Source organism: Tessaracoccus sp. OS52 (genome assembly GCF_020687685.1).
Classification (GTDB): Bacteria; Actinomycetota; Actinomycetes; order Propionibacteriales; family Propionibacteriaceae; genus Arachnia.
Genome location: NZ_JAJEWM010000001.1, coordinates 1,369,150 through 1,392,454, shown reverse-complemented (window position 1 = coordinate 1,392,454; position 23,305 = coordinate 1,369,150). Strand labels below are relative to the sequence as shown.

Sequence of the window (23,305 nt, the reverse complement as noted above, 5' to 3'; positions counted from 1 at the left end):
GTTGTCACTGCGAGCTGCTTTGCCCCCGATAGGGAAGCTTACCCAATCGTCAACCCCGTTGTGCCGCCGCAAGCGGCGCGGCGGCAGTCGCGTCGTCGACGCACGCGGTGGCCCGCCAGGCGAGCCGGATCGCGTGGACGAGCAACGCCACGAGCACGAGGTTCCGCAGGATCAGCATCGACGTCTCCAGGCCCCCGCCGGGCTGGGACATGATGCCGTAGGTGCCCCACGGGTAGGTGTACTGCGTCAGACCGGCCACCACCAGCATGCCCGCCGAAACCACCACCAGCGGTCTCCCCAGCCAATGCGATCGTCGGGCCAGCAGCAGGGCCGCAACCGGTCCGCCCAGCCAGGTCACGTACTGGGGGGAAAGGGTCTTGTTGGCGACGATCATGGCGAGCACGATCGCCAGGATGACCAGGAGCATTGCCTCGTGCAGGTGCCGCGAGTCCTCCCGGAAGCGTCTCAGGAGCCGCCAGGACAGCAGCGCGGTGAGCACCAGCGCTCCAGCAGTCAGGGCGGTTGAGAAGGCCAGCAACGGTTCCACCCCGGGCCCGAAGAGCTCTATCGCGTTGTACTCCGAGAGCTTCACCGGCCATTGCTGGCTTTGGGTGAAGGTCCTGAGGAACATCAGTGGGGTCGCCGGGACGGACTCCATCTGGAGCCCGCGCTCGCTCTGCCATCTGATGGGGGACGCGGACCGCTCCCAGCCAACGGCCACCAGCGACGAGATGCCCAGGGCCGCGCCGACCACGAGGAAGGACGCGACGCGGTCCCGGCCCTTGGTGGCGCGCAGCGGGTTGGGAGCGGCCATCGGCAGCGCCAGCAGCGCCGGCCACAGTTTCACGGCGGCCCCCATCGCGACCAGGGCCCCGGCCACCCGGGGGCGTGAGGTGATCCAGAGGCATGCCCAAGCAACGAGTGCGGCTGGAATCAGGTCGAACCGGAACCAGACAATGGGTCCACACGCTCCCAGGAACAGCACCCAGAAAACGGCACCCCAGGGGTTGTGGCGGCGGAACAAGGTGGCGGTCACGAGCACGCTCAGCAGGAGCATGAGGCCGGAGAACCAAGGGGCCCAGGTCCGCCAGCCCCCACCGATGTTGTAGACGAGGTCCAGGATCCACACGGCGGGGAGGGGGTACTCGGCCATGATCGAGACGTCGCCCGTGGTGTCGAGTTCGTTCAGCCAGAACGAGTAGTAGCTGACGTCGTTCTCGACGAACCGGATGCTCTCCAGCTGCCAGAACTGGATGTTGACCCACGTGACGGCGATGAACAGCAGGCAGATCGCAAGGACAGTGAGGAGGTCGGATCTGGACCACGGCCGTCGCTGCCGTTGGGTGGCGTCGCCGGTCACGGGTTCCCCTTCACTGGTCCAACCGATGCACTGGTGCAGCGCCCCCGCGAGGATTCGAACCTCGGCTCCCGCCTCCGGAGGGCGGTGCTCTATCCCCTGAGCTACGGGGGCCCTCGGGCCTCGTCGCCACGGCGACCAGCACAGGTTAGCAAACAATCACCCCGCCTCCCGACCACCCTTGCTCCCGCGTGCATCCACTACCGTGAGGAGCGTGCGAAGGTTCAGGTCTGTGGTGTTGCTCCTGACGGTGCTCCTGACCGGTTGCGTGGCGAGGCCGGAGCCGGCGCCGGCGGTGCTCAGCACCGGTGCCGTGCCGTCGGAAGCGCCCCGGGACGCCGTGTCCCACATCCGTGCGGCAGGCCTGGCTGAACAGCCGCTCGACACCGACAGCGACCCCTTCATCGTCGCGCTGCGGGTGGTGGTCGACGGCGAAGAGGTTGCGGTTCCGGCCCACATCGGGGTGGACCGCCTGCGGGCGGTGCAGGCTCCCGTGCACACCCACGACGACTCCGGGGACGTCTGGCTGGAGGGCGACGGCAACCGTATCGTCACCCTTGGGCAGTTCTTCACCCTCTGGGGCGTCGCCTTCGACGACGACTGCCTGGCCTCCCACTGCACCGGGCTGAGCGTGCTGGCCGACGGGGAACCGGTCAGTTCGCCTGCGGACCTCGTCCTGCGGGGCCACGAGGCGATCGTCGTGACGGCGCGTTCATGAGAGCGGCTTCGCGGGCGGGCCGCGTGATCTGGCAGGCTTGGAGACCATGACCCACACCCACATCGCCGGATCCATCCATGCGGACGTCGCCCAGGCGGGTCCGCAGTGGCTGGACGTGCCCGCGGACCTGAACGCGCTGGACCCGAAGCTCTGGCCGACAGGTGCCAGCCGGGACGGCTCCGGCGCCGTGGTGGTCGGTGGCGTCTCGCTCGTCGACGTGGCCCGCGACCACTCGACGCCCACCTACCTCATCGACGAGGCGGACTTCCGGGCGCGAGCCGCGGCCTTCAGGGAGAGCTTCCCGGGATGGGACGTGTTCTACGCGGGCAAGGCGCTCCTGACCCGCACCGTCGCCCGCTGGGTCTTCGAGGAGGGCCTGGGGCTGGACGTGACGACGATGGGCGAGATGCGCATCGCCCTGGCCGGCGGAATGCCCGCTGCGCGGCTGGGCTTCCACGGCAACAACAAGTCGGTCCCCGAACTGCGATTCGCCCTCGAACAGGGGGTGGGGCGCATCATCGTCGACTCCTTCGACGAGATCGACCGGATCGAGTCGCTCTGCAGTGAGCTGGACGTCCGTGCCAGGGTCATGGTGCGGGTGACCACCGGTGTCGAGGCGCACACCCACGAGTACATCGCCACCGCGCACGAAGACCAGAAGTTCGGCCTGTCCATCACGAGTGGACAGGCGCTCACCGGTCTGGTCCGGTGCCACACGTCCGCCGTCATCGACCTTCTCGGCATCCACAGCCACATCGGTTCCCAGATCTTCGAGACCGCCGGATTCGAGGTCGCCATCCGGCGCACCCTCAAACTGGCCCACCAGTTCCGCACCGCGACGGGCGCCGAACTGCCTGAACTCGACCTCGGAGGCGGCTTCGGGATCGCCTACACGCCGGCCGACACTCCCATGGCCACCCCGGAACTGGGCGCTGCCTTCGATGAACTGGTCGACCACGAGTGCCGCGCTCTGGGGATGGGGCGCCCGAGGTTGTCGATCGAGCCGGGCCGAGCCATCTGCGGCCCCGCCGGCGTGGCCCTCTACGAGGTGGGGACCGTGAAGGTCGTCGACATCGAGAGCAACAAGGCAAGGGTCTACGTCTCCGTCGACGGCGGCATGAGCGACAACATCCGCCCGGCGCTCTACGCCGCCGAGTACTCCTGCGTGCTGGCCAACCGGACCTCGGAGGCGGACCCGGTCCTCTGCCGCGTGGTGGGCAAGCACTGCGAGGGAGGCGACATCCTGATCCGCTACGTGTTCCTGCCCCGCGACATCGCGCCCGGAGACCTGATCGCGGTGCCCGCCTCCGGGGCCTACGCGCGCTCGATGGCCAGCAACTACAACCAGGTGCCGAAGCCGCCACTGCTTGGTGTGCGCGACGGCGAGGTCGCGACCATGCTGCGCCGGGAGACCCTGGACGACCTGATGCGACTCGACGTAGGGGAGTGAACATGGCCAAGAACCGACCACTGAAGGTGGCGCTGCTGGGGGCGGGCGTCGTCGGATCCCAGGTGGCGAGGGTCCTGCTGGCGGAGGGGGACACGCTCGAGTCCAGGATCGGCCGACGGCTGGAGCTCGTGGGCATCGGGGTGCGGCGAGAGGGGCTGGAACGCCCCGGTATCCGTCCCGAACTGTTCACCACCGACTCGATGGCGCTGGTGACCCGCGGGGACATCGACCTCGTGATCGAGGTCATCGGCGGGATCGAGCCCGCCCGCAGTCTGGTGCTGGCGGCCATGGAGCACGGCGCCTCGGTGATCACGGCCAACAAGGCCCTGCTGGCTGTCGACATGGCCAGGCTCTCCCGCGCCGCGAACGACAACGAGGTGGACCTCTACTACGAGGCCGCCGTCGCCGGCGCGATCCCGATCATCCGCCCCCTGCGGGAGTCGCTCGTCGGGGACGAGATCCGCGCCGTGATGGGCATCGTCAACGGAACGACGAACTACATCCTGGACAAGATGACCACTGCGGGGCTCTCGTTCGACGAGGCGCTCCGGCAGGCCCAGGAACTCGGCTTCGCGGAGGCTGACCCGACCGCCGACGTGGAGGGCCATGACGCGGCTGCCAAGGCCGCCATCCTTGCCGGGCTGGCCTTCCACACCGACGTGCGCATGAGTGACGTTTTCTGCGAGGGAATCACCTCGGTCACACCGGAGGACATCGCCGCCGCCGACGCGATGGGGTGCGTGGTCAAACTCCTCGCGATCACCAAGCTGACCAGCGACGAGCATCCGCGCGTGATCGTGAAGGTGCACCCGACGATGGTCCCCAAGACCCATCCGCTCGCCTCCGTCTCAGGCGCGTTCAACGCGATCTTCGTGGACTCCCGCGACGCCGGCCAGCTGATGTTCCTCGGCCAGGGGGCAGGTGGCGCCCCCACCGCGAGTGCCGTGATGGGCGACGTCGTGACCGCGGCCCGGAACCGGCTGCGCGGCAGTGCGGCACATGTCCAGACCGGCTACATGAAGCGCGACATCGCGCCCATCGGGGACGCCACCGCCCGCTACTACATCGCCTTCGACGTCGAGGACCGCCCAGGGGTGCTGGCGGCGTGCGCCACGGTCTTCGCGCGCCACGCCGTGTCGCTGCAGACGGTGCAGCAGTCCTACCTTGAGGGCCTAGCCCGGCAGGACGGTTTCGCCGCCCGACTCGGGGTGATGACGCACGAGGCCAGCGAGACCAACCTGGCAGCGGTCCTCGCGGAGCTGGCCCAGGCGTCCTTCGTCGGGGCCGGTGTGGACTACATGCGCGTCGAGGGCAGCTGAGTGGCCCGACTGCGCGTCCGGGTCCCGGCCACCACGGCGAACCTGGGTTCCGGCTTCGACTGCGTCGGAATCGCACTGGACCTCCACGACGAACTGGAACTCGAATTGCTGGACGAATCCGATTCGCTGCGGGTCGAGGTCGAGGGTGAGGGCGCCGGGGGAGTCCCCCTGGACGAGTCCCACCTGGTGGTCCGCTCCTTGCTGGCGGGCCTGGCCGAGTGGGGTGGCACGCGCCGGGGCATGGTGCTGCGCTGCCGCAACCGGATCCCGCACTCCCGCGGCCTCGGGTCGTCGGCCTCCGCCATCGTCGCCGGGCTGGCGCTGGCCTGGGGCCTCGCCCACCCCGACGAGGAACTGGACAGGGAGGAGCTGACCCGCCTGTCCGGCCGCGCCGAGGGCCACCCCGACAATGCCGGTGCCGCCGTCTGGGGCGGTGCCATCCTCGGTTGGTTCACCGATTCCGACGACGTGGAACTGATCCGCCTGCGGGTTCCGCCGAGCATCGGGACCCGGATCTGGATTCCCAGCTTCGAGGTACCGACGGCGGGTGCCCGCTCCGTCCTGCCGGAACTGGTGCCGCGCTCGGATGCCGTCGCCCAGGCCATCGCGGCTGCGGCCCTGCCGCTGGCCCTCGAGCGTCGGCCGGACCTGCTGCTCGCAGCCACCTCCGACAGGCTGCACCAGTACTACCGCTCGGAGCTGATGCGACCGTCCTACGACCTGGTGCTGGAACTGAGGGCGCTGGGCGTGCCGGCCGCGATCTCGGGTGCGGGCCCGACGGTGTTCGCGATCGGGACCCAGGAGCAGCTCAGCCGAGGCGACCAGCTGGAGGCGACGGGCTTCGAACGCAGCGCCCCGGCACTTGGTTCGGGCGTCGAACTCACGGCGCTCGCCTGACGCGGAGCCCCCTCGCCCCGTCACGCTTGGATATGCCGACGCCTCGGTGCTAGCCTTGTGAAGTCAATCCACACAGTTGGCGCCCAGTGGCTTTCAATGCTGCCTGCGTAGCGCCGAGTGGAAACTGATTCTGACTTTCCGGTTGACCCCCCTTTCTTCTTCTGGGCCTGTCTCCGGTGAATCCTTGGAAGGAAATCCGTGACCGAATCCGGCACCACGTTGGCTGGCAAGAAGCTGGCCGAACTCAAGTCCATCGCCGCAGGCATGGGACTGCGCGGCACCTCCGGCATGCGGAAGGGTGACCTCGTGGCCGCCATCACCGCTGCCGGCTCCACTCCGGCCGCCGCTGCGGCAGATCCCGCTCCTCGCACTCGGAACACGCGCCGCGGTGCCCAGCGGCAGGCGACCGATCCGGCCGTGGCCGAGGCGCAGCCCGCGCTCGCCGTCGCCGCGCCGCAGCAGTCCGAACCGAGCGTCCAGAGGGCGCAACGCGAACCGGCCGAGCAGCCCGCCACCAAGGTGGAGACCGACGGTGCAGCCGCCGGCGCCGGCGAGAGCCGCGGCAGCCGTCGTCGCCGTGGCCGTGACCGGGATCCGGTAGTCCAGGAACGCGTCAACGACGAGGTGGGGGAGCGGCTCGCCGCCGCCCTCGGCCAGGCCCCGCAACCCAAGGTGGCAATGCCCGAGCCGCAGCCCAACGGCGGCGGCGGGGGCAACCAGAACCGCTACGACGACGACGACAACCAGGGCGGCCGCAGAGGCCGTCGGCGTCGCACGCGTGACCGCCAGAACCGGCGCCCCGCCGGACGCGGCAACCAGGGCATGGACCGCTACGAGAGCGAGCCCACGGTCAGCGAGGACGACGTCCTCGCCAACACCTCGGGCATCGTCGACATTCTCGACAACTACGCCTTCGTCCGCACCACCGGCTACCTCCCCGGCCCGAACGACGCCTACCTGCCCATGTCCACCGTCCGCAGGTACGGCCTGCGCCGCGGCGACGTCATCGCGGGCGCCATCAAGACCACAAAGGAGGGCGAGCGCAAGGAGAAGTACAACCCGCTCGTCCGGATCGACTCCATCAACGGCGACGATCCCGAGAAGGCCAGGAACCGGCCCGAGTTCTCCAAGCTCACGCCCCTGTACCCGCAGACCCGGCTGAAGCTGGAGACCGCCAGCACGAACCTGACCGGTCGGGTGATCGACCTGGTCTCACCCATCGGCAAGGGCCAGCGCGGCCTGATCGTGTCCCCGCCGAAGGCCGGCAAGACGATGGTCATGCAGGCCATCGCCAACGCGATCGCTGCCAACAACCCCGAGGTCCACCTGATGGTGGTCCTGGTCGACGAGCGGCCCGAGGAGGTCACCGACTTCCAGCGCAGCGTCTCCGGCGAGGTCATCGCCTCCACCTTCGACCGTCCCGCCGAGGACCACACGGTGGTGGCGGAACTGGCCATCGAGCGCGCCAAGCGACTGGTCGAGCTCGGGCACGACGTCGTCGTCCTCCTCGACGGCATCACCCGTCTGGGCCGTGCCTACAACCTCGCCGCCCCGGCCTCCGGCCGCATCCTCTCCGGCGGTGTCGATTCCGCGGCCCTCTACCCGCCGAAGAAGTTCTTCGGAGCCGCCCGCAACATCGAGGACGGTGGCTCGCTCACCATCCTCGCCACCGCTCTGATCGAGACCGGCTCGAAGATGGACGAGGTCATCTTCGAGGAGTTCAAGGGCACCGGCAACATGGAACTGCGCCTGCGTCGCGAACTCGCGAACAAGCGCATCTTCCCGGCGATCGACGTCGACGGCTCCGGCACGCGCCGCGAGGAACTGCTCATGGGCCGCGACGAGCTCAACATCATCTGGAAGCTGCGTCGCGCCCTCTCCGGACTCGACGACCAGGCTGCCCTGGAGATGCTGCTCACGCGGATGCGCAAGACCACCGACAACCACGAGTTCCTCGTGAGCGTCCTGAAGACGACGCCCGCACAGGACGGCTGAGCCGGCGGTTTTGAGGATTCGGCACGGGGTGGCAGAATAGGTCCCTGTGCCGGTTCACGCAATCCTGCGCAATCCAAGCGCTGCGACCCGGGGAAACACATCCAAGGAGAAGCCATGAAGCAGGGAATCCACCCCGATTACATCGAAACCCAGGTGACATGCACCTGCGGGAACACCTTCACCACCCGCAGCACGTCCCCGAAGGGCAAGCTGAGCGCCGACGTCTGCGCCGAGTGCCACCCCTTCTACACGGGCAAGCAGAAGATCCTCGACACCGGTGGCCGCGTGGCCCGGTTCGAGAAGCGCTACGCCAAGAAGTAACCAACCAGAACCGGACGCAGGACGGGCCGCCAGGCTCGCCCCGCGTCCGGTTTTCTCATCCCCGGGAGGGTCATGTTCGAATCAGCACAGCCGTTGGTCGCGGAGTACCACCGGCTCGAGCAGGACCTCGCGGACCCGGAACTGCACTCGGACCCGGCACGCTCCCGCCGGGTGGGGCGGCGCTATGCCGCCCTGCGGCCCGTCGTTGAGGCGCTCGACGAGTACCGTCGCCTGTCGGGGGATCGTGCAGCAGCGGCCGAACTCGCCGAGATCGATTCGGCCTTCGCCGCAGAGGTGACCGAACTCGACGCCGCCCTTGAGAACACCACCGCCCGCCTCACGAAGCTGCTGGCGCCCAGGGATCCGAACGACGACGCCGACGCCCTGCTGGAGATCAAGTCCGGCGAGGGTGGGGACGAGTCGGCCCTGTTCGCGGGGGACCTGTTGAAGATGTACTCGCGCTACGCGGAGCAGGTCGGCTGGAAGGTGGAACTGCTCGACGAACAGACGACTGACCTGGGTGGCTACAAGTCGGTGACCGTGGCGGTGAAGGGCCCGGCAACCGACGGCGTCGGCCCCTACGGCATGCTCAAGTTCGAGGGTGGTGTCCACCGGGTGCAGCGGGTGCCGGTCACCGAGAGCCAGGGCCGCATCCACACGTCCGCGGCGGGGGTGCTGGTGATGCCGGACGTCGAAGCCGACGAAGTCGAGCTCAACGAGGACGACCTGCGCATCGACGTCTACCGTGCCTCCGGGCCCGGAGGCCAGGGCGTCAACACCACCGATTCCGCCGTCCGCATCACGCACCTGCCCACGGGAACCGTCGTCAGCTGCCAGAACGAACGCTCACAGTTGCAGAACAAGGACTCCGCGATGCGAATGCTGCGGGCCCGGCTCACGGCGCTCGCGGAGGAGAAGGCCGCCGCGGAGGCGTCCCAGGCCCGCAAGTCGCAGGTGCGCACCGTCGACCGCTCGGAGCGGATCCGCACCTACAACTTCCCCGAGAACCGGATCGCCGACCATCGGATCGGGTTCAAGGCGCACAACCTCGACGCTGTCCTGTCGGGTGCGCTCGGCCCCTTGCTGGACGCGCTGCAGGAGCGTGACCTCGCCGAACGACTGGAGGCCACGCCGCAGTGACCGCATCGGAACCCGCCTACGACGTCGCACTCGCGGCCGCGGCCAAGCTCGCGCAGGCAGGCCTGCCCTCCCCGGGCGCGGATGCCCGGATCCTGCTGGCCCACGTCATGGGGCTGGGTGTCTCGGCGATGCTGCTGGCCCCCGGGGTGTCGCCGGTGCAGCGGGCGACCCTGGACGCGCTTCTGGCCAGGCGCATCGGGGGCGAGCCGGTGCAGCACCTGACCGGTGAGGCGCACTTCCGCTACGAGACCCTCGTTGTTGGTCCCGGGGTGTTCATCCCGAGACCCGAGACGGAACTGCTGGTTGACCTGGCACTGAAGGCACTCTCGCAGCGGAGGCCCGGTTGCCGCCGGGTGGTGGAGTTCGGTGCCGGCTCGGGCGCCATCTCGTTGTCGCTGGCCAAGGAGCTCGGCGGGCTGGACCTCCACGCAGTGGAACTCTCCGATGAGGCGTGGCCGTACCTGGAGCGCAACCTGGCCGGCGTCGACATTGAACTCGTTCACGGTGACATGGGGAGTGCACTGGCGGAACTTGCCGGCGAGGTGGACCTGGTGATCTCGAACCCGCCCTACGTGCCCGAGGCGCACCGCCGGATGCTGCCGGCCGACGTCGTGGGTCGTGACCCGGACCTCGCGCTGTTCAGCGGTGCCGACGGGCTCGACGCGATTCGGGTGGTCCGGGACCGGGCAGCCGAACTCCTTCGCCCCGGCGGCTGGGTGATGGTGGAGCACGACGAGTCCCACGCCGACGACGTCATCGCGCTGTTTCGTGGACCGGAGTTCCGCGACGCCACCGGTCACCACGACCTGACGGGACGGCCACGGCACGCGACCGCCCGGCGCCAAGGCCCCGACATGGCAGGATTGGACGCGTGAACCAGACCCCCGACGCCCCAGAGGTCCATCGACTCGCCGACGACGCCGAAGCTGGCATCGTCGCCGCGATGGACGCCGTCGCTGCGGGCAAGTGCGTCGTCGTCCCCACTGACACCGTCTACGGCATTGCCGCCGACGCGTTCTCCGCGGAGGCGGTCGCCGGCCTCCTGGCGGCCAAGCAGCGGGGCAAGGACATGCCCCCACCGGTGCTGATCGCCGAGCGCTCAATGCTGCGGGCGCTGGCCTCCGATGTTCCCCGGGACGCGATGGCACTGGCCAAGAACCACTGGCCTGGCGCGCTCACCCTCATCCTGAAGGCCCAACGCACGCTCAACCTGGAACTCGGGGAGACCAACGGCTCCGTCGCGGTCCGCGTCCCGGACCACGACGAACTGCGCCAGTTGCTGCGTCGCACCGGCCCCCTCGCGGTCAGCTCCGCGAACATCTCAGGGCAGCCGGCCGCCAACACCGTCGAGGAGGCGGTTGCGATGCTGGGGGACGCCGTGGCGGTCTACCTCGACGGTGGCGAGGCGGCCGGCCAGGTGGCCTCCACCATCGTGGACTTCACCAGATCGATCCGTGGCCAGGTCGTCCGCGACGGCGCGATCCCGTTCGAGGAGTTGAAGCTGACGGCCCCCCGGCTCAAGCCGGTCGCCGCGCCCGAGCCCGAGCCCGAGCCCGAGCCGGAGCCCCAGCCCGAGTCCGCCGAGGAGTCCGCTGGGACCGCCCCCGACGAGACCGCCCCGGCCGAGCAGTAACTTGCGCGAGTACCTGTTGGTGCTGCTGGTCGCGGCAGCCTCCACCTATCTGCTGGCGGGCGTGTGCCGCACGATCGCCGTGCGCACAGGAACCCTGGCACGCGTCCGGACCCGGGACGTGCACACCCAGCCCATCCCTTACCTGGGTGGGGTCGCGATGCTTGGTGGACTCGCCGTCGCGTTCCTGCTCGCCCGGCAACTTCCGTTCCTGGGCAAGCACGCCATCGTGGGCCACGACGCGCAAGCCGTGCTGTGGGCCGCCCTGATCATCACCATCGTCGGGGTTCTCGACGACAAGTTCGACATGCCCGCGCTGGTCAAGCTGGGTGGCCAGGTGCTCGCCGCAGGCGTTGCGGTGCTTCAGGGCGTGCGGATCTACTGGATCCCGCTTCCCAATTCCATCTTCGCCCTGGACGACGCCACCAGCATCCTGGTCACGGTGTTCTTCATCGCCCTGTGCGTCAACGCCGTCAACTTCGTCGACGGCCTCGATGGCCTGGCGGCGGGCATCGTCGCCATCGGGTCGGGTGCCTTCTTCAGCTACTCCTACCTGCTGGCCTACGAGCAGGAACTCGTCCGGGCCACCACGGCCAGCCTCATCACGGTGGCGACGTGCGGCATCTGCATCGGTTTCCTCGCTCACAACTTCCACCCCGCCAAGATGTTCATGGGGGACTCCGGAGCCATGCTGCTCGGCCTGCTCATGGCCCTGAGCGCCATCTCCTTCACCGGCCAGAACGATGCCAGCGCCCTCACCGCCAGCGGCGACATCCTGCCGGCGCTGCTGCCGATCCTCCTGCCGTTCGCCGCCCTCGCGCTGCCCTTCCTCGACCTGGTGCTGGCCTACGTCCGCCGGACGCGCCGGGGCCAGTTCTGGTTCGTGGCCGACAAGCAGCACATCCACCACATGCTGGTCGCCCGCGGTCACTCCCACCGCGGAGCCGTCCTCCTGATGTACGGCTGGACCGCCGTGTTCGCGGGAGGGCTGGTCTTCATCACCGTGACCAATCGGTCCACGGCGTTGTGGGGTGTGGGGATCGCGCTCGTGCTGGTGCTGCTGCTGACCGTCTACCCCTTGAAGGCCAACCAGGGCGCGCTCGTCGCCCCGGTCGCCGCCGGGGAACTGCCCGAGGTGATGGCCGACGACACACCGAGCGAGCCGACGTCTGCCAAGGAGTCCGGCGATGGCCGTTGAGAGCAAGGTCAGCGGGGCCACCCGGAGGGCCCGGCAGATGATGATGGGCGGACTGGTGCTCGGGCACGTCGTCGGAGTCACCATCATCGGTCTGGCCCTGGCGACGGGGGGCCCCGACGCCGCCATCACGGCAGCCCTCGGATTCGCCTCCGTGGTGATCTTCTTCTCCATCGGTCAGGCCATCGAGGTCATCGCGTGCGAACTGGAGCCTGTCCAGGGAATGGGGCTAGCGCTGGCCTCCTATCTCGTGCGCGTGGTCGGGATCGGTGCGGGTCTCTGGTTCATCCTGGGGCACCCCGCCGTCGCACCCCACGTGGTGCGGGGCTGGTTGTTGCTCGCGGTGGTGGGCACTGTGATCGCCTGGATCACCGGTGTGGTGGTGGTGGCCAGCAGGCAGCGCGTCCCCATCTACGACGCCGAGTACGAGGCGCCGGTGGTCAGGGGCGAAAGTGATTAAGGGAGACTTTTCCGCTAGGCTCCATGACGACATGGGCACGAAGAGTTCTTCGGACGAGTCGCCGGAGCCCCGCCGGGGTGGCAGCACTGACGACGGAATGGTAGTGCTCAGCTACATCCTGGCCGGTCTCATCCTCTACGGGGGTCTGGGCTGGCTGGGGGACTACTTCTTGCAAACCTCGTGGTTGCTGCCGCTTGGCCTGATAGTGGGCCTGGTCACCAGCATCTACCTGATCATCAAGAGATACGGGAGACTTGAGTGAGGCCTGGACTTCTTCCGCTCGAGGAGGGTGGTGAATACACCCCTCCCGGTGTTGACGACTTCAAGTGGGGCGCCCTCTTCGAAGGGGCCCCGGACTGGGTCAACAAGCCCTTCCTGCAGGCCGTCATCGGTGCCGTGCTCGTCATCGGGCTGTGGCTGTGGGCCTCCCGCAACCTGAAGGTCCGCCCCACCAAGTGTCAGTTCTTCGCCGAGTACCTCTACGAGTTCGTGCGCAACGGCATCGCCCGCGACATCCTCCACCATGACTTCCGCAAGTTCCTGCCCTACCTGCTCGGGCTGTTCTCCTTCATCCTGGTGAACAACTGGTTCGGGGAGTTCTTCTACTTCATGTACCCGACGTTCTCCAACGTCGGCTACGCCTACGGTCTGGCCTTCCTGTCCTGGTGCGTGTATGTCGGCGCGGGCTTCAAGAAGTTCGGGATCTCCTTCCTCAAGCGTTCGCTGATTCCCGAGGGCGTGCCCTGGTACCTCCTGCCGCTGATCATCCCGCTGGAGTTCCTCGCCACCTTCATCACCCGGCCCATCACGCTGGCCCTGCGTCTGTTCGCCAACCTGTTCGCCGGCCACCTCGTCGTGCTGGTGTTCGTGGTCGGCGGCGGCTTCCTGATCACGATGGAGAACAACCTGTTCTACAACTTCGCAGGCGGCGTCTCCATCCTGTTCAGCTTCGCCATCTTGTTCCTGGAGTTGTTCATCGGCGCCCTGCAGGCCTACATCTTCACGGTCCTCACGGCCCAGTACGTCTCCACCTCAATCTCCGAGGCCCACTAACCAAGACCGACTTCCGGACACCCGGCCGGAAGCCACCCCGAAAGGAAAACCATGCTGTCCCTCCTTGAGATCAACGGCTCCATCAACATGATCGGCTACGCCATCGCGACCATCGCTCCGGCTCTGGGCGTGGCTTGGATCTTCGCCTCCGTGATCAACGGAACGGCCCGTCAGCCCGAGGCACGTGGCGCCATGATGAGCACCGCGTTCATCGGCTTCGCCGTGGTCGAGGCACTGGCCATCATCGCCATCGCCCTCGCCTTCGTCCTCAACTGAGCCGCAGCATGGTCCCCGCATTCGGGGTGTTGCAAGAGATCAACCTAGGGCCTCTTGCGCCCCATCATCTGTCCGAGGTCATCGTCGGCATCATCCTGATGCTGCTCATCTTCCTCGTCATGTGGAAGGCGATCGTGCCTGCCTTCGAGAAGATGTACGCGGAGCGGTCGAACCAGATCGAGGGTGGCATCCAGCGCGCTGCCGCTGCGGAGGCGAAGGCCGCCGCGGCGCTGGCGGAGTACAACGACCAGCTGGCCTCCGCTCGGGAGGAGGCTGCCCGCATCCGCGAGGACGCCAAGAACTCCAGCGCCCAGATCCTGGCCGAGGCCCGCGACAAGGCACTCAAGGAGTCCAGCCGGATCATCGAGTCCGGCCGCACCCAGCTCGAGGCCGAGCGCGCGCAGCTCATCCGTGAACTCCGCGACGACGTCGGCGGACTCGCCACGACCCTGGCCGGCAAGATCGTCGGCGAGGCCCTCACCGACGACGAACGCGCCAACCGCACCGTCGACGCCTTCCTGGCCGAGCTCGAGTCAGCGGGATCGACGCGATGAGCAAGCGCGACGCAGCCATCAGTTCCCTCGACGCCAAGGCTGATGCGATCGCACTCGACGCCGCGGCCGCCAGCGAGCTGTTCGGAGTCGTCGACCTCCTCGACGGCCAACCGCCACTGCGTCGCTCATTGTCGGACCCGTCGGCCGCGCCGGAGGCTCGCGTCCAACTGGCCGAGAAGCTGTTCGCCGGCAGGCTCAGCGCCCCGGCGCTGAGTGTCCTGTCGGCGGTGGTGGGCAGCAGCGGCCTCAGCGCGCGTCGGCTGGTCGGCGCGGTGGAGCGTCAGGGTGTGCGCGGCCTGCTGCGGGAGGCGCTTCGCTCCGGCGAACTCGCCCGCGTCCAGGCCGAGCTGCACTCCTTCGCCACCACGGTGCGTGAGGACGCGGCACTGGCCGACGCCCTGCGCAACCGTTCGATCCCGATCGCGGCCCGCCGTGAACTGATCGACCGGCTGGCCGCGGCCAAGGTCCACCCGATCACCGCCGAACTGCTGTCGCGGGCTGCCGCGGCGAGGGTGCGCAACCTGCCGGTGACCGTGTCCACCTACCTGGACATGGCTGCCGTGCTGGGCAACCAGCAGATCGCCAAGGTCACCGTCGCGCGACCGATGGATGAACAGCGGCTGGAGCGTCTCCGCAAGGCACTGGTCAACCAGGAGGGCGGGGAAATCGTCCTCCAGGTCGAGGTCGACCCCGAAGTGCTGGGCGGCATGCGCGTCCAGGTCGGCGACCACATCATCGAATCCACTGTGGCCGGGCGGCTTGAAGATGCCCGCCGGCTGCTGAACACCCAATAAATGCGAAAGTAGGACGGCAATGGCTGAACTCACCATCAGTCCGGACGAGATCCGTAGCGCACTGGACGACTTCGTCCAGTCGTACCAGCCGCAGGCTGCCAACCGGACCGAGGTTGGCATCGTCGTGACCTCGGGCGACGGCATCGCCCGCGTCGAGGGTCTGCCCTCCGCGATGGCCAACGAGCTGTTGCGCTTCGAGAACGGCACGATGGGCATCGCGCTGAACCTCGACGAGCGGGAGATCGGCGTCGTCGTGCTCGGCGACTCGGAGGGCATCGACGAGGGCTCAGTGGTCCACGGCACCGGCGAGGTCCTCTCCGTGCCGGTGGGCGACGGCTACCTGGGTCGCGTCGTCGACGCCATGGGCAACCCCATCGACGGACTGGGTGAGATCACCCCGCTCGAAGGCCGTCGCGCCCTCGAGCTCCAGGCCGCCGGCGTGATGGACCGCCAGGAGGTCCGCGAACCGCTGCAGACCGGCATCAAGGCCATCGACGCCATGACGCCGATCGGCCGTGGCCAGCGCCAGTTGATCATCGGTGACCGCAAGACCGGCAAGACCGCAATCGCGGTGGACACGATCATCAACCAGAAGGCCAACTGGGAGTCCGGCGACCCGAAGCAGCAGGTCCGCTGCATCTACGTCGCCATCGGCCAGAAGGGCTCCACGATCGCCGAGGTCCGCGGGATCCTGGAGGCCGCCGGTGCGCTCGACTACACCACGATCGTCCACTCGCCGGCCTCCGACCCGGCCGGCTTCAAGTACATCGCCCCCTACGCCGGATCCGCGATCGGGCAGCACTGGATGTACCAGGGCAAGCACGTCCTGATCGTCTTCGACGACCTCACCAAGCAGGCCGAGGCGTACCGTGCGATGTCGTTGCTGCTGCGCCGCCCCCCGGGCCGCGAGGCCTACCCGGGCGACGTGTTCTACCTCCACTCCCGTCTGCTGGAGCGTTGCGCCAAGCTCTCCGACAGGCTTGGCGGTGGCTCGATGACCGGCCTGCCGATCATCGAGACGAAGGCCAACGACGTCTCGGCCTACATCCCCACCAACGTCATCTCCATCACCGACGGACAGATCTTCCTGCAGTCCGACCTGTTCAACGCCAACCAGCGTCCCGCCGTGGACGTCGGCATCTCGGTGTCCCGCGTCGGTGGTGCGGCCCAGATCAAGGCGATGAAGGGGGTCTCCGGTTCGCTGAAGATCAACCTCGCCCAGTACCGCGACATGCAGGCGTTCGCAATGTTCGCCTCGGACCTCGACGCGACGTCGCGGCGCCAGCTGGAGCGCGGCTCCCGCCTGGTGGAACTGCTGCGCCAGGGTCAGTACGCCCCGTACCCGGTCGAGGACCAGGTCATCAGCGTGTGGAGCGGTGTCGAGGGTCACTTCGACGACGTCCCGGTTGATGACGTGCTGCGCTTCGAGCAGGAGTTCCTGGAGCACCTGCGCCACGAGACCGACGTGCTCCCCGGTATCGCCGAGAGCAAGGTCTTCTCCGACGAGGCCAAGGAGGCCACGCTCAAGGCGCTGGCCGACTTCAAGCAGATCTTCCGCACCTCCGAGGGCAAGCTGCTGGTGGGTCGCGAGGAGCACGAACCGATGGACGAAAGCGAGATCGGCCAGGAAACGATCGTCCGCAAGAAGCGGAGCTGATCGACGATGGCGAGTAGCCTGCGAGAACTGAGGCAGCGACGCAAGTCGGTGACCGCGACCAAGAAGATCACCCGCGCGATGGAACTGATCGCCGCGTCGCGGATCATCAAGGCGCAGAACATCGCACGCAGCGCGATGCCCTACACCAAGGCACTGACCGAAGCCGTCTCCACCCTCGCCGCCTACGCGGAGGTGGCCCACCCGTTGCTGGAGGACCGCCAGCCGCCCCGTCGTTCCGCGATGCTGTTGATCACGGGGGACCAGGGACTGGCCGGTGCCTACTCCTCGAACGTCATCAAGGCCGCGGAACAGCTCCACGCCAAGCTCCTGGCCGAGGGCCAGGAGAACGTGCAGTACATCACCGGGCGCAAGGGGCTGGCGTACTTCGACTTCCGCAAGCGCGAGGTGCAGAAGAGCTGGACGGGATTCTCGGCGGCTCCGCAGTACTCCCATGCCCGGGAGATCGCCGAGGAACTCGTCGACCGGTTCCTGCTCCCCTACGAGGAGGGCGGAGTCGACCAGATCCACATCGTCGGAACCCGGTTCGTCTCCATGCTCACCCAGCAGGCCACCGCGACGCGGCTGCTTCCACTGGTGGTGGCAGACGCCGAGACCACTGGTGAGCCCGAGGGCACGAGCATCCCCTACTACACCTTCGAGCCGAGCCCCGAAGCGGTTCTGGACCAGCTCCTTCCGCTCTACGTCTCCAACCGCGTCTACACGGCGCTGCTGCAGTCGAGTGCGTCGGAGCTTGCGAGTCGTCAGCGGGCGATGAAGGCGGCAACCGACAACGCGCAGCAACTGATCGAGGCACTCACGCGCGAGGCCAACCAGGCGCGTCAGGCCGAGATCACCCAGGAAATCTCTGAAATCACCGGCGGTGCCGCGGCGCTCGCCGATTCAGCCGGAAACGAGTGAGGAAACAATGACTACCACTGCAGATTCGCCGGACGTCACCGCCACCGGCGGCATCGGCCGGGTCTCCCGGGTCATCGGTGCGGTCGTGGACGTTGAGTTCGCGGCTGACGAGATGCCCGAGATCGGCAACGCGCTGCGCGTCGAGACCGAGGTCATGGGCGAGAAGCGCTCGATGATCATGGAGACGGCGCTGCACATCGGCGACAACCAGGTCCGTGCTATCGCGCTGAAGCCTACCGACGGCATGCGGCGCGGCGCCGAGGTGGTCGACACCGGCGCGCCGATCACCGTCCCCGTCGGTGACGTCACCAAGGGACACGTCTGGAACGTCACCGGTGAGGTACTCAACGTCGATCCCTCGACCATCGAGATCACCGAGCGCTGGCCCATCCACCGGGATGCGCCGAAGTTCGACGAGCTCGAGTCGCGGACCGAGATGCTGGAGACCGGCATCAAGGTCCTCGACCTGCTGACGCCATACGTGAAGGGCGGCAAGATCGGCCTCTTCGGTGGCGCGGGCGTGGGCAAGACGGTCCTCATCCAGGAGATGATCTACCGCATCGCCCACAACTTCGGCGGCACGTCGGTCTTCGCCGGGGTGGGGGAGCGGACCCGTGAGGGCAACGACCTCATCTTCGAGATGGAGGAGGCCGGCGTCCTCAAGGACACCGCCCTCGTGTTCGGCCAGATGGACGAGCCACCGGGCACCCGTCTGCGCGTCGCCCTGAGCGCACTGACGATGGCCGAGTACTTCCGCGACGTCCAGAACCAGGACGTGCTGTTGTTCATTGACAACATCTTCCGTTTCACGCAGGCGGGTTCCGAGGTCTCTACGCTGCTGGGCCGCATGCCTTCCGCCGTGGGCTACCAGCCGAACCTGGCCGACGAGATGGGCCAGCTGCAGGAGCGGATCACCTCCGTCAAGGGGCACTCGATCACCTCGATGCAGGCCATCTACGTGCCGGCTGATGACTACACCGACCCTGCCCCTGCCACGACGTTCGCCCACCTGGACGCCACCACGGAGCTGTCCCGCGAGATCGCGTCCCGCGGCCTCTACCCGGCCGTGGACCCGCTGACCTCCTCGAGCCGCATCCTGGACCCGCAGTACGTCGGCAAGGACCACTACGACACCGCGGTGCGCGTGAAGCAGATCCTCCAGCGCAACAAGGAACTCCAGGACATCATCGCCATCCTCGGCATCGACGAACTGTCGGAGGAGGACAAGATCATGGTGAACCGCGCCCGGCGCATCCAGCAGTTCCTGTCGCAGAACACCTACACCGCGGAGAAGTTCACCAACGTTCCGGGCTCGACGGTCTCGCTGGCCGACACCATCGAGGGCTTCAGCATGATCACCCGCGGCGACGTGGACCACATCGCGGAGCAGGCGTTCTTCAACGTCGGCAGCATGGAGGACGTCATGCGCAACTGGGACAAGATGAGCAAGGAATCCTGATCGTGGACCATGAACCACTGAAGGTTGAGGTCGTCGCGGCGGACCGGCAGGTGTGGAGCGGCGAGGCCGTCAACATCATCGCCCGGACCACCGAGGGCGACATCGGCATCCTGCCGGGTCACGAGGCGCTGATGGCTGCCCTCATCCCGTGCGTGGTGGAGATCGTCACCTCCGACGGGCGTGGTGAGACCCTCGCCGTCGATGGTGGGTTCATCTCGGTGGCCCAGGGTCACGTGTGGATCCTGAGCCAGCAGGCCGTGATGGGGGAGGAAGTCACCTTGGATCGGGCCCAGCGTGAGGCAGCCGAACTGCGCGCGCTGCAGGACAAGGGCGAGGCTAGCGAGGAGCAGGTGCACCACCTGCACATCCTCAATGCCCAGATCCGGGCGGGCGAGAAGGTCCGCTCCGCCTGAGCAATTGCAACGATTCCGCATCAATCTCCTGAGGCGGTCCCCGACGGGGGCCGCCTCGGATGCTGTCTGAGACAATCTCAGGTATCTTTCCATCATGGACCTTGGCGCTGCGCTCATTGTGGTGGGCGTGGCCGTGCTCCTGTGTGTTCCGTTCGTCGCCCTCTACGTCCGCCGTCGCTGGCTCACCGGCCACGGCGGACTTTTTGATTGTGCCTACCGTGCCTCCGAAGGCGTCCCGGGCAGCGGCTGGGTCCTGGGCCTGGCGCGGTACCGGGGAGACCAGCTCGAGTGGTACCGGGCCTTCTCGCTGGCGCTGCGGCCCGCCCTCGAGTTCCAGCGCGGCGTGACAACCTTCGCGCACCAGCGGCCCTCGAGCGGGCTGGAGGCCGTCGTACTGTTCGACGAGTCCCGGATCGTGACGCTGCGGGACCGGGTCACCAGCCGCGAGCACTCGCTGGCCATGGATCCGGACGCGGCCATGGCCCTGATGTCCTGGCTGGAGTCCGCACCGCCGGGCAGCCACTACCTGCCGCACAGCGCCGACTCGCCAATCTGACCCGTTCCCCCGCCGGAGCGGGTTTCGTCAGTTAGCGGGCCGGTATCGTTCCGGCCTGGGCCGGTCGGTCCCGGGGACCCAGAGCACATCGCCCTCGGTCCCGTTGGTGGCACGGCTCATGATGAACAGCAGATCGCTGAGCCGGTTGAGGTAGGTGATCGCCAGCAGGTTCACGCCCCCTTCTCCGCGCTCGTCGGAGACCTCGCTCCCATGGGCCTCGACGCAGCGCCACGCGGCGCGCTCGGCCCGGCGACACACCGTCCGGGCCACATGCAATTGCGCGGCTGAGGCGGAACCCCCCGGGAGGATGAACGAGCGCAAGTCCGGAAGCTCTTCGGAAAGCTCGTCGCACCAGCCCTCCAGCCGCTCGATGGAGGGCTGCTCGATCCGCAGCGGCGGCCACTGCGGGCTCGAGTGCAGCGGCGTCGAAAGGTCGGCTCCGACGTCGAACAACTCGTTGCGGATGAGGTCCAGCATCTCGACGACCCGGGACGGCAGTCCACCCAGGGCAACCGCGAGGGCTACTGCGGCATTGGTCTCGTCGACTGTCCCGTAGGCCTCCACCCGCAGGTCGGTCTTGCTCGTGAGGGAGTTGTCCGCGAGCCGCGTGGAGCCGGCGTCGCCGGTGCGTGTGTAGATCCGGGTCAGGTTCACCATGCCCGCCAACCTAGCCGACGAGCCGGAATCGCGGCCGGGCAGGTTCATCAATAGAGTTGGGCCGTGCCCAAGAAACTCAGCTGTCTCGCCGCCCTGTTCGCCGTCGCCGCCCTGAGCGGGTGCGCAGACGCCAACCAGTCCACTGACCCCGGTGGGGTGCGGCAGGCCACCACCTGCGAGTACCCCGGCGACGGTGAACCCGCCCGTCCCGTCGATCCGCCGGCCACCACGGACGTCCCCAACAGCGGGGAGGTGTCGGTCACCCTCCACCTGACTGCGGGCGACGTGATGATCAGCATGGACCGGGCGAAGGCGCCCTGCACGATCAACTCGTTCCTGTCCTTGGCCGAACAGGGGTTCTTCGACGACACCGACTGTCACCGGTTGGTGGACACCGGGATCTTCATCCTGCAGTGCGGGGACCCCACCGGCACCGGCACCGGCGGACCCGGCTATGTGATGGACGAGGAACTCGAACAGACCACCGAGTACCCGGCGGGGAGCGTCGCAATGGCCAAGCGGCAGCAGCCGGGCACCTCCGGCTCGCAGTTCTTCCTGGTGTGGGCTGACACGCCCCTGCCGCCTGAGTACACCGTCTTCGGGACCATGGACCAGGCCGGGCTCGACGTCGTCGGCGGCATCGCGGCCCAGGGGGTCGCGGCCGAGGACGGTATGAGCCCCATCGCCGAGGCCCACATCGATTCGGTGACCCTGGGCTGAGTCCCGCCGGATCCTAGGCCGCCAGGAAGTGGCGGACCGTGGCCGTGAACGCCTCCGGCTGGTCGGCATGGACCCAGTGGCCGGCGTTCTTGAGCGTGGCCGAGATCACCTTGGGGAACAGCGCCCGCATGGCCTCCAGGTGCTCCGGGAGGACGTACTTGGACCGGCCACCGGCGATCCAGTAGACGGTGCGCTCGAACGTGCCCTCGATGGGCGGCCAGCCCCCGATGAGGTGCAGCGAGTCGCCGAGGAGGTCGAGGTTGCACGTCCACATCCACTCGCCATGGCGACGACGCAGGTTCTGCAGCAGGAAGCCGCGAACCGCCGGGTCCGGGATCAGGACTGACAGTTGCGCATCCGCCTCGGTGCGGCTTCCCAGGTTCTCCAGCTCAAGGTTCCGCATGGCCGACACCAGCGACGAGAAGTCCTCGGTGGCGCTGTTGCGGGCCGGTGAGATGTCGGAGACGAGCAGCCGCTCCACCAGTTCTGGGTGGCGCAGCGCCAGCCGCATGGCGATCTTCCCGCCCAGGGAGTGGCCGACGACGGCGACGGGCTCGGTGAAGGTCTTGCGCAGCCAGGCCGCTACTTCGTCTGTCTGGTTGTCCAGCGTGAACTCCACGGTCCAGGTGGACTGTCCGTGGTTTGGGAGGTCCAGCAGGTGCGAGGTGGCCACCTCCGAGAGCCCGCGCGCGATGGTGGTCCAGTTCTTGCCCTGGCCGAAGAGGCCGTGGAGGAACACGACGTCGGTGGAACCGTCGCCCACCGTGGTGCTGTGCAGGGTCATCGGGGCAGCCTCCAGCAGTGCTTGTGCCAGTGCCGGCGTTGGTCGAGGCCGGAGTCGAAGCCCAGGTCCGGAGTCTCGGGCCAGGCGACGACGTGGGCCATGCCCACCGCGATGCTGTTGGAGCACCCCGGGCAGGTGTAGGGCTTCAGGGCCCTGTCGGCCGGGATCTCCCGGACCAGGAACGGGCCTGCCGCCGTCTGTCGCCTGCTGGCGTGCCGCTGGGAGTTGAGGGGCCTTGGGGGCCTGAGGTGCTTGCTCGGGCGTCTCTTGTTGGGCATCAGAAGAGCCGGTCCTCCGCGTTGTCCATGCCGCGGAGTGCGTCATAGTCGAGCAGCTGGCAGGTGATGCCACGGTCGCTGGCCAGGACGGCAGCCTGCGGCTTGATCTGCTGGGCAGCGAACACCCCGCGCACGGGTGCGAGGTGCGGGTCCCGATTCATCAGGTCGAGGTAGCGGGTCAGCTGCTCCACACCGTCGATGTCTCCGCGGCGCTTGACCTCGACCGCGACGTGGGCGCCGTTGGCGTCGCGGAGCAGCAGGTCCACGGGACCGATGGGCGTGTAGTACTCACGCTTCACCAACTGCCAGCCCTCGCCGAACGTGGAGGGGTGTTCGGCGAGCAGGGCCTGCAGGTGCGCCTCCACGCCGTCCTTCTGGAGGCCTGGGTCCTGGCCGAACTGGTGGTCTGTGTCCAGGAAGACCTCACCGATGCTCACCACGAGCGTGTCGCCGTCGCCCGAACGCACCTGCCAGACCTCGGAGATGCCCAGTTCCTCGGCGGCCGCTGCCTCCGGCTCCACGACAGTCAGGTGGCACGGTGGACTCATCCAGTTCAGCGGCTTGTAGGCGCGGTCGTCGGCATGGATCGAGACCGATCCGTCCGCCTTCACCATGATCAGCCGTTTGGCCAAGGGCAGATGGGCGGTGAGGCGACCGGAGTAGTCCACCTGACACTGGGCAATAACCAAACGCACCCCGCCAAT

Annotated in this window: 27 protein-coding genes and 1 tRNA gene; 22 read left to right on the top strand and 6 right to left on the bottom strand. The window is 68.0% G+C overall.

The annotated features are described in order from the left end of the window. Positions 1-49 precede the first annotated feature (49 nt). Together LKO27_RS06555 and LKO27_RS06550 are read right to left on the bottom strand one after the other, a co-directional pair. On the bottom strand, positions 50-1,360 hold the full coding sequence (locus LKO27_RS06555) for a glycosyltransferase family 87 protein (RefSeq protein WP_227736327.1): 1,311 nt from the start codon (positions 1,358-1,360) through the stop codon (positions 50-52). A 39-nt stretch (positions 1,361-1,399) separates the two neighbouring features. Continuing rightward, positions 1,400-1,471, bottom strand: a tRNA-Arg gene (locus LKO27_RS06550). Between the two features lie 100 nt (positions 1,472-1,571). On the opposite strand from LKO27_RS06550, the gene LKO27_RS06545 reads away from it, so the two are divergent. The 21 genes from LKO27_RS06545 to LKO27_RS06445 all read left to right on the top strand — a co-directional run bounded on the left by LKO27_RS06545 (position 1,572) and on the right by LKO27_RS06445 (position 20,162). Continuing rightward, positions 1,572-2,075 carry a hypothetical protein gene (locus LKO27_RS06545; protein WP_227736324.1) on the top strand — a complete coding sequence of 168 codons (504 nt, stop codon included), beginning with the start codon at positions 1,572-1,574 and terminating at the stop codon, positions 2,073-2,075. A 46-nt stretch (positions 2,076-2,121) separates the two neighbouring features. Further along, positions 2,122-3,525 carry a diaminopimelate decarboxylase gene (gene lysA, locus LKO27_RS06540; RefSeq protein ID WP_227736323.1) on the top strand — a complete coding sequence of 468 codons (1,404 nt, stop codon included), beginning with the start codon at positions 2,122-2,124 and terminating at the stop codon, positions 3,523-3,525. A 2-nt stretch (positions 3,526-3,527) separates the two neighbouring features. Then, a complete protein-coding gene (locus LKO27_RS06535; RefSeq protein WP_227736320.1) occupies positions 3,528-4,844 on the top strand; it encodes a homoserine dehydrogenase in 1,317 nt (438 codons plus the stop codon). Beyond that, a complete protein-coding gene (gene thrB, locus LKO27_RS06530) occupies positions 4,845-5,741 on the top strand; it encodes a homoserine kinase (protein WP_227736319.1) in 897 nt (298 codons plus the stop codon). It begins immediately after the preceding gene. 198 nt (positions 5,742-5,939) lie between these two features. Continuing rightward, positions 5,940-7,736, top strand: a complete 1,797-nt coding sequence (rho, locus tag LKO27_RS06525) for a transcription termination factor Rho (RefSeq protein ID WP_227736317.1) — start codon at positions 5,940-5,942, stop codon at positions 7,734-7,736. 114 nt (positions 7,737-7,850) lie between these two features. Beyond that, entirely contained in the window at positions 7,851-8,057 is a 207-nt protein-coding gene (rpmE, locus tag LKO27_RS06520) for a 50S ribosomal protein L31 (protein ID WP_227736315.1), read from the top strand. Positions 8,058-8,129: 72 nt separating this feature from the next. Further along, positions 8,130-9,197, top strand: a complete 1,068-nt coding sequence (gene prfA / locus LKO27_RS06515) for a peptide chain release factor 1 (protein ID WP_227736313.1) — start codon at positions 8,130-8,132, stop codon at positions 9,195-9,197. Then, complete coding sequence (gene prmC, locus LKO27_RS06510; RefSeq protein WP_227736311.1) at positions 9,194-10,072, top strand: peptide chain release factor N(5)-glutamine methyltransferase; 879 nt, start codon at positions 9,194-9,196, stop codon at positions 10,070-10,072. The genes prfA and prmC overlap by 4 nt, the downstream gene beginning before the upstream one ends. Then, positions 10,069-10,830: an L-threonylcarbamoyladenylate synthase gene (locus LKO27_RS06505; protein ID WP_227736309.1), complete on the top strand. Its 762-nt coding sequence runs from the start codon at positions 10,069-10,071 to the stop codon at positions 10,828-10,830. Before prmC ends, LKO27_RS06505 begins: the two co-directional genes overlap by 4 nt. A 1-nt stretch (position 10,831) precedes the next feature. Then, positions 10,832-12,025: an MraY family glycosyltransferase gene (locus LKO27_RS06500; RefSeq protein WP_227736308.1), complete on the top strand. Its 1,194-nt coding sequence runs from the start codon at positions 10,832-10,834 to the stop codon at positions 12,023-12,025. After that, a complete protein-coding gene (locus LKO27_RS06495; RefSeq protein WP_227736306.1) occupies positions 12,015-12,482 on the top strand; it encodes a hypothetical protein in 468 nt (155 codons plus the stop codon). The genes LKO27_RS06500 and LKO27_RS06495 overlap by 11 nt, the downstream gene beginning before the upstream one ends. A 31-nt stretch (positions 12,483-12,513) precedes the next feature. After that, a complete protein-coding gene (locus tag LKO27_RS06490; RefSeq protein WP_227736305.1) occupies positions 12,514-12,744 on the top strand; it encodes a hypothetical protein in 231 nt (76 codons plus the stop codon). Continuing rightward, on the top strand, positions 12,741-13,535 hold the full coding sequence (gene atpB / locus LKO27_RS06485) for a F0F1 ATP synthase subunit A (RefSeq protein ID WP_227736303.1): 795 nt from the start codon (positions 12,741-12,743) through the stop codon (positions 13,533-13,535). Before LKO27_RS06490 ends, atpB begins: the two co-directional genes overlap by 4 nt. 51 nt (positions 13,536-13,586) lie before the next feature. Then, complete coding sequence (gene atpE, locus LKO27_RS06480; protein ID WP_227736301.1) at positions 13,587-13,811, top strand: ATP synthase F0 subunit C; 225 nt, start codon at positions 13,587-13,589, stop codon at positions 13,809-13,811. An 8-nt stretch (positions 13,812-13,819) separates the two neighbouring features. Then, entirely contained in the window at positions 13,820-14,365 is a 546-nt protein-coding gene (locus LKO27_RS06475; protein ID WP_227736299.1) for a F0F1 ATP synthase subunit B, read from the top strand. Beyond that, positions 14,362-15,159: a F0F1 ATP synthase subunit delta gene (locus LKO27_RS06470; protein ID WP_227736297.1), complete on the top strand. Its 798-nt coding sequence runs from the start codon at positions 14,362-14,364 to the stop codon at positions 15,157-15,159. Before LKO27_RS06475 ends, LKO27_RS06470 begins: the two co-directional genes overlap by 4 nt. Before the next feature lie 19 nt (positions 15,160-15,178). After that, positions 15,179-16,816: a F0F1 ATP synthase subunit alpha gene (gene atpA / locus LKO27_RS06465; protein ID WP_227736296.1), complete on the top strand. Its 1,638-nt coding sequence runs from the start codon at positions 15,179-15,181 to the stop codon at positions 16,814-16,816. A 6-nt stretch (positions 16,817-16,822) separates the two neighbouring features. Continuing rightward, positions 16,823-17,734 (top strand): F0F1 ATP synthase subunit gamma, encoded by a 912-nt coding sequence (locus LKO27_RS06460; protein WP_227736294.1) that lies wholly within the window; start codon positions 16,823-16,825, stop codon positions 17,732-17,734. Positions 17,735-17,741: 7 nt separating this feature from the next. After that, positions 17,742-19,193, top strand: coding sequence for a F0F1 ATP synthase subunit beta (gene atpD, locus LKO27_RS06455; RefSeq protein ID WP_227736292.1), 1,452 nt, complete (start codon positions 17,742-17,744; stop codon positions 19,191-19,193). Between the two features lie 2 nt (positions 19,194-19,195). Continuing rightward, on the top strand, positions 19,196-19,606 hold the full coding sequence (locus LKO27_RS06450; protein WP_227736289.1) for a F0F1 ATP synthase subunit epsilon: 411 nt from the start codon (positions 19,196-19,198) through the stop codon (positions 19,604-19,606). Positions 19,607-19,700: 94 nt separating this feature from the next. Further along, positions 19,701-20,162: a DUF2550 domain-containing protein gene (locus tag LKO27_RS06445; protein WP_227736287.1), complete on the top strand. Its 462-nt coding sequence runs from the start codon at positions 19,701-19,703 to the stop codon at positions 20,160-20,162. A 27-nt stretch (positions 20,163-20,189) separates the two neighbouring features. Here the strand turns inward: LKO27_RS06445 and LKO27_RS06440 are convergent, their stop codons facing one another. Then, entirely contained in the window at positions 20,190-20,819 is a 630-nt protein-coding gene (locus LKO27_RS06440) for a cob(I)yrinic acid a,c-diamide adenosyltransferase (protein WP_227736285.1), read from the bottom strand. A 63-nt stretch (positions 20,820-20,882) separates the two neighbouring features. On the opposite strand from LKO27_RS06440, the gene LKO27_RS06435 reads away from it, so the two are divergent. Next, positions 20,883-21,539: a peptidylprolyl isomerase gene (locus LKO27_RS06435; protein WP_227736283.1), complete on the top strand. Its 657-nt coding sequence runs from the start codon at positions 20,883-20,885 to the stop codon at positions 21,537-21,539. A gap of 13 nt (positions 21,540-21,552) precedes the next feature. Here LKO27_RS06435 and LKO27_RS06430 read toward each other — a convergent pair whose 3' ends face one another. The 3 genes from LKO27_RS06430 to nucS are packed head-to-tail and all read right to left on the bottom strand — an operon-like array spanning position 21,553 to position 23,296. Then, the gene (locus LKO27_RS06430; RefSeq protein ID WP_227736281.1) at positions 21,553-22,323 is read right to left on the bottom strand and encodes an alpha/beta fold hydrolase; all 771 of its coding nucleotides are present in this window, start codon (positions 22,321-22,323) and stop codon (positions 21,553-21,555) included. Continuing rightward, positions 22,320-22,601, bottom strand: coding sequence for a hypothetical protein (locus LKO27_RS06425; protein ID WP_227736279.1), 282 nt, complete (start codon positions 22,599-22,601; stop codon positions 22,320-22,322). The genes LKO27_RS06430 and LKO27_RS06425 overlap by 4 nt, the downstream gene beginning before the upstream one ends. Beyond that, positions 22,601-23,296, bottom strand: coding sequence for an endonuclease NucS (gene nucS, locus LKO27_RS06420; protein WP_227736277.1), 696 nt, complete (start codon positions 23,294-23,296; stop codon positions 22,601-22,603). Before nucS ends, LKO27_RS06425 begins: the two co-directional genes overlap by 1 nt. Between the last annotated feature and the right edge of the window lie 9 nt (positions 23,297-23,305).

Coding starts and splice junctions, on each gene's coding strand:
- atpE (WP_227736301.1), top strand. CDS start 13,587: ATGCTGTCCCTCCTTGAGATCAACGGCTCCATCAACATGATCGGCTAC.
- atpA (WP_227736296.1), top strand. CDS start 15,179: ATGGCTGAACTCACCATCAGTCCGGACGAGATCCGTAGCGCACTGGAC.
- LKO27_RS06475 (WP_227736299.1), top strand. CDS start 13,820: ATGGTCCCCGCATTCGGGGTGTTGCAAGAGATCAACCTAGGGCCTCTT.
- prfA (WP_227736313.1), top strand. CDS start 8,130: ATGTTCGAATCAGCACAGCCGTTGGTCGCGGAGTACCACCGGCTCGAG.
- LKO27_RS06495 (WP_227736306.1), top strand. CDS start 12,015: ATGGCCGTTGAGAGCAAGGTCAGCGGGGCCACCCGGAGGGCCCGGCAG.
- lysA (WP_227736323.1), top strand. CDS start 2,122: ATGACCCACACCCACATCGCCGGATCCATCCATGCGGACGTCGCCCAG.
- LKO27_RS06430 (WP_227736281.1), bottom strand. CDS start 22,323: ATGACCCTGCACAGCACCACGGTGGGCGACGGTTCCACCGACGTCGTG.
- LKO27_RS06460 (WP_227736294.1), top strand. CDS start 16,823: ATGGCGAGTAGCCTGCGAGAACTGAGGCAGCGACGCAAGTCGGTGACC.
- LKO27_RS06490 (WP_227736305.1), top strand. CDS start 12,514: ATGGGCACGAAGAGTTCTTCGGACGAGTCGCCGGAGCCCCGCCGGGGT.
- LKO27_RS06535 (WP_227736320.1), top strand. CDS start 3,528: ATGGCCAAGAACCGACCACTGAAGGTGGCGCTGCTGGGGGCGGGCGTC.
- LKO27_RS06470 (WP_227736297.1), top strand. CDS start 14,362: ATGAGCAAGCGCGACGCAGCCATCAGTTCCCTCGACGCCAAGGCTGAT.
- LKO27_RS06440 (WP_227736285.1), bottom strand. CDS start 20,819: ATGGTGAACCTGACCCGGATCTACACACGCACCGGCGACGCCGGCTCC.
- LKO27_RS06425 (WP_227736279.1), bottom strand. CDS start 22,601: ATGCCCAACAAGAGACGCCCGAGCAAGCACCTCAGGCCCCCAAGGCCC.
- rpmE (WP_227736315.1), top strand. CDS start 7,851: ATGAAGCAGGGAATCCACCCCGATTACATCGAAACCCAGGTGACATGC.
- LKO27_RS06445 (WP_227736287.1), top strand. CDS start 19,701: ATGGACCTTGGCGCTGCGCTCATTGTGGTGGGCGTGGCCGTGCTCCTG.
- atpD (WP_227736292.1), top strand. CDS start 17,742: ATGACTACCACTGCAGATTCGCCGGACGTCACCGCCACCGGCGGCATC.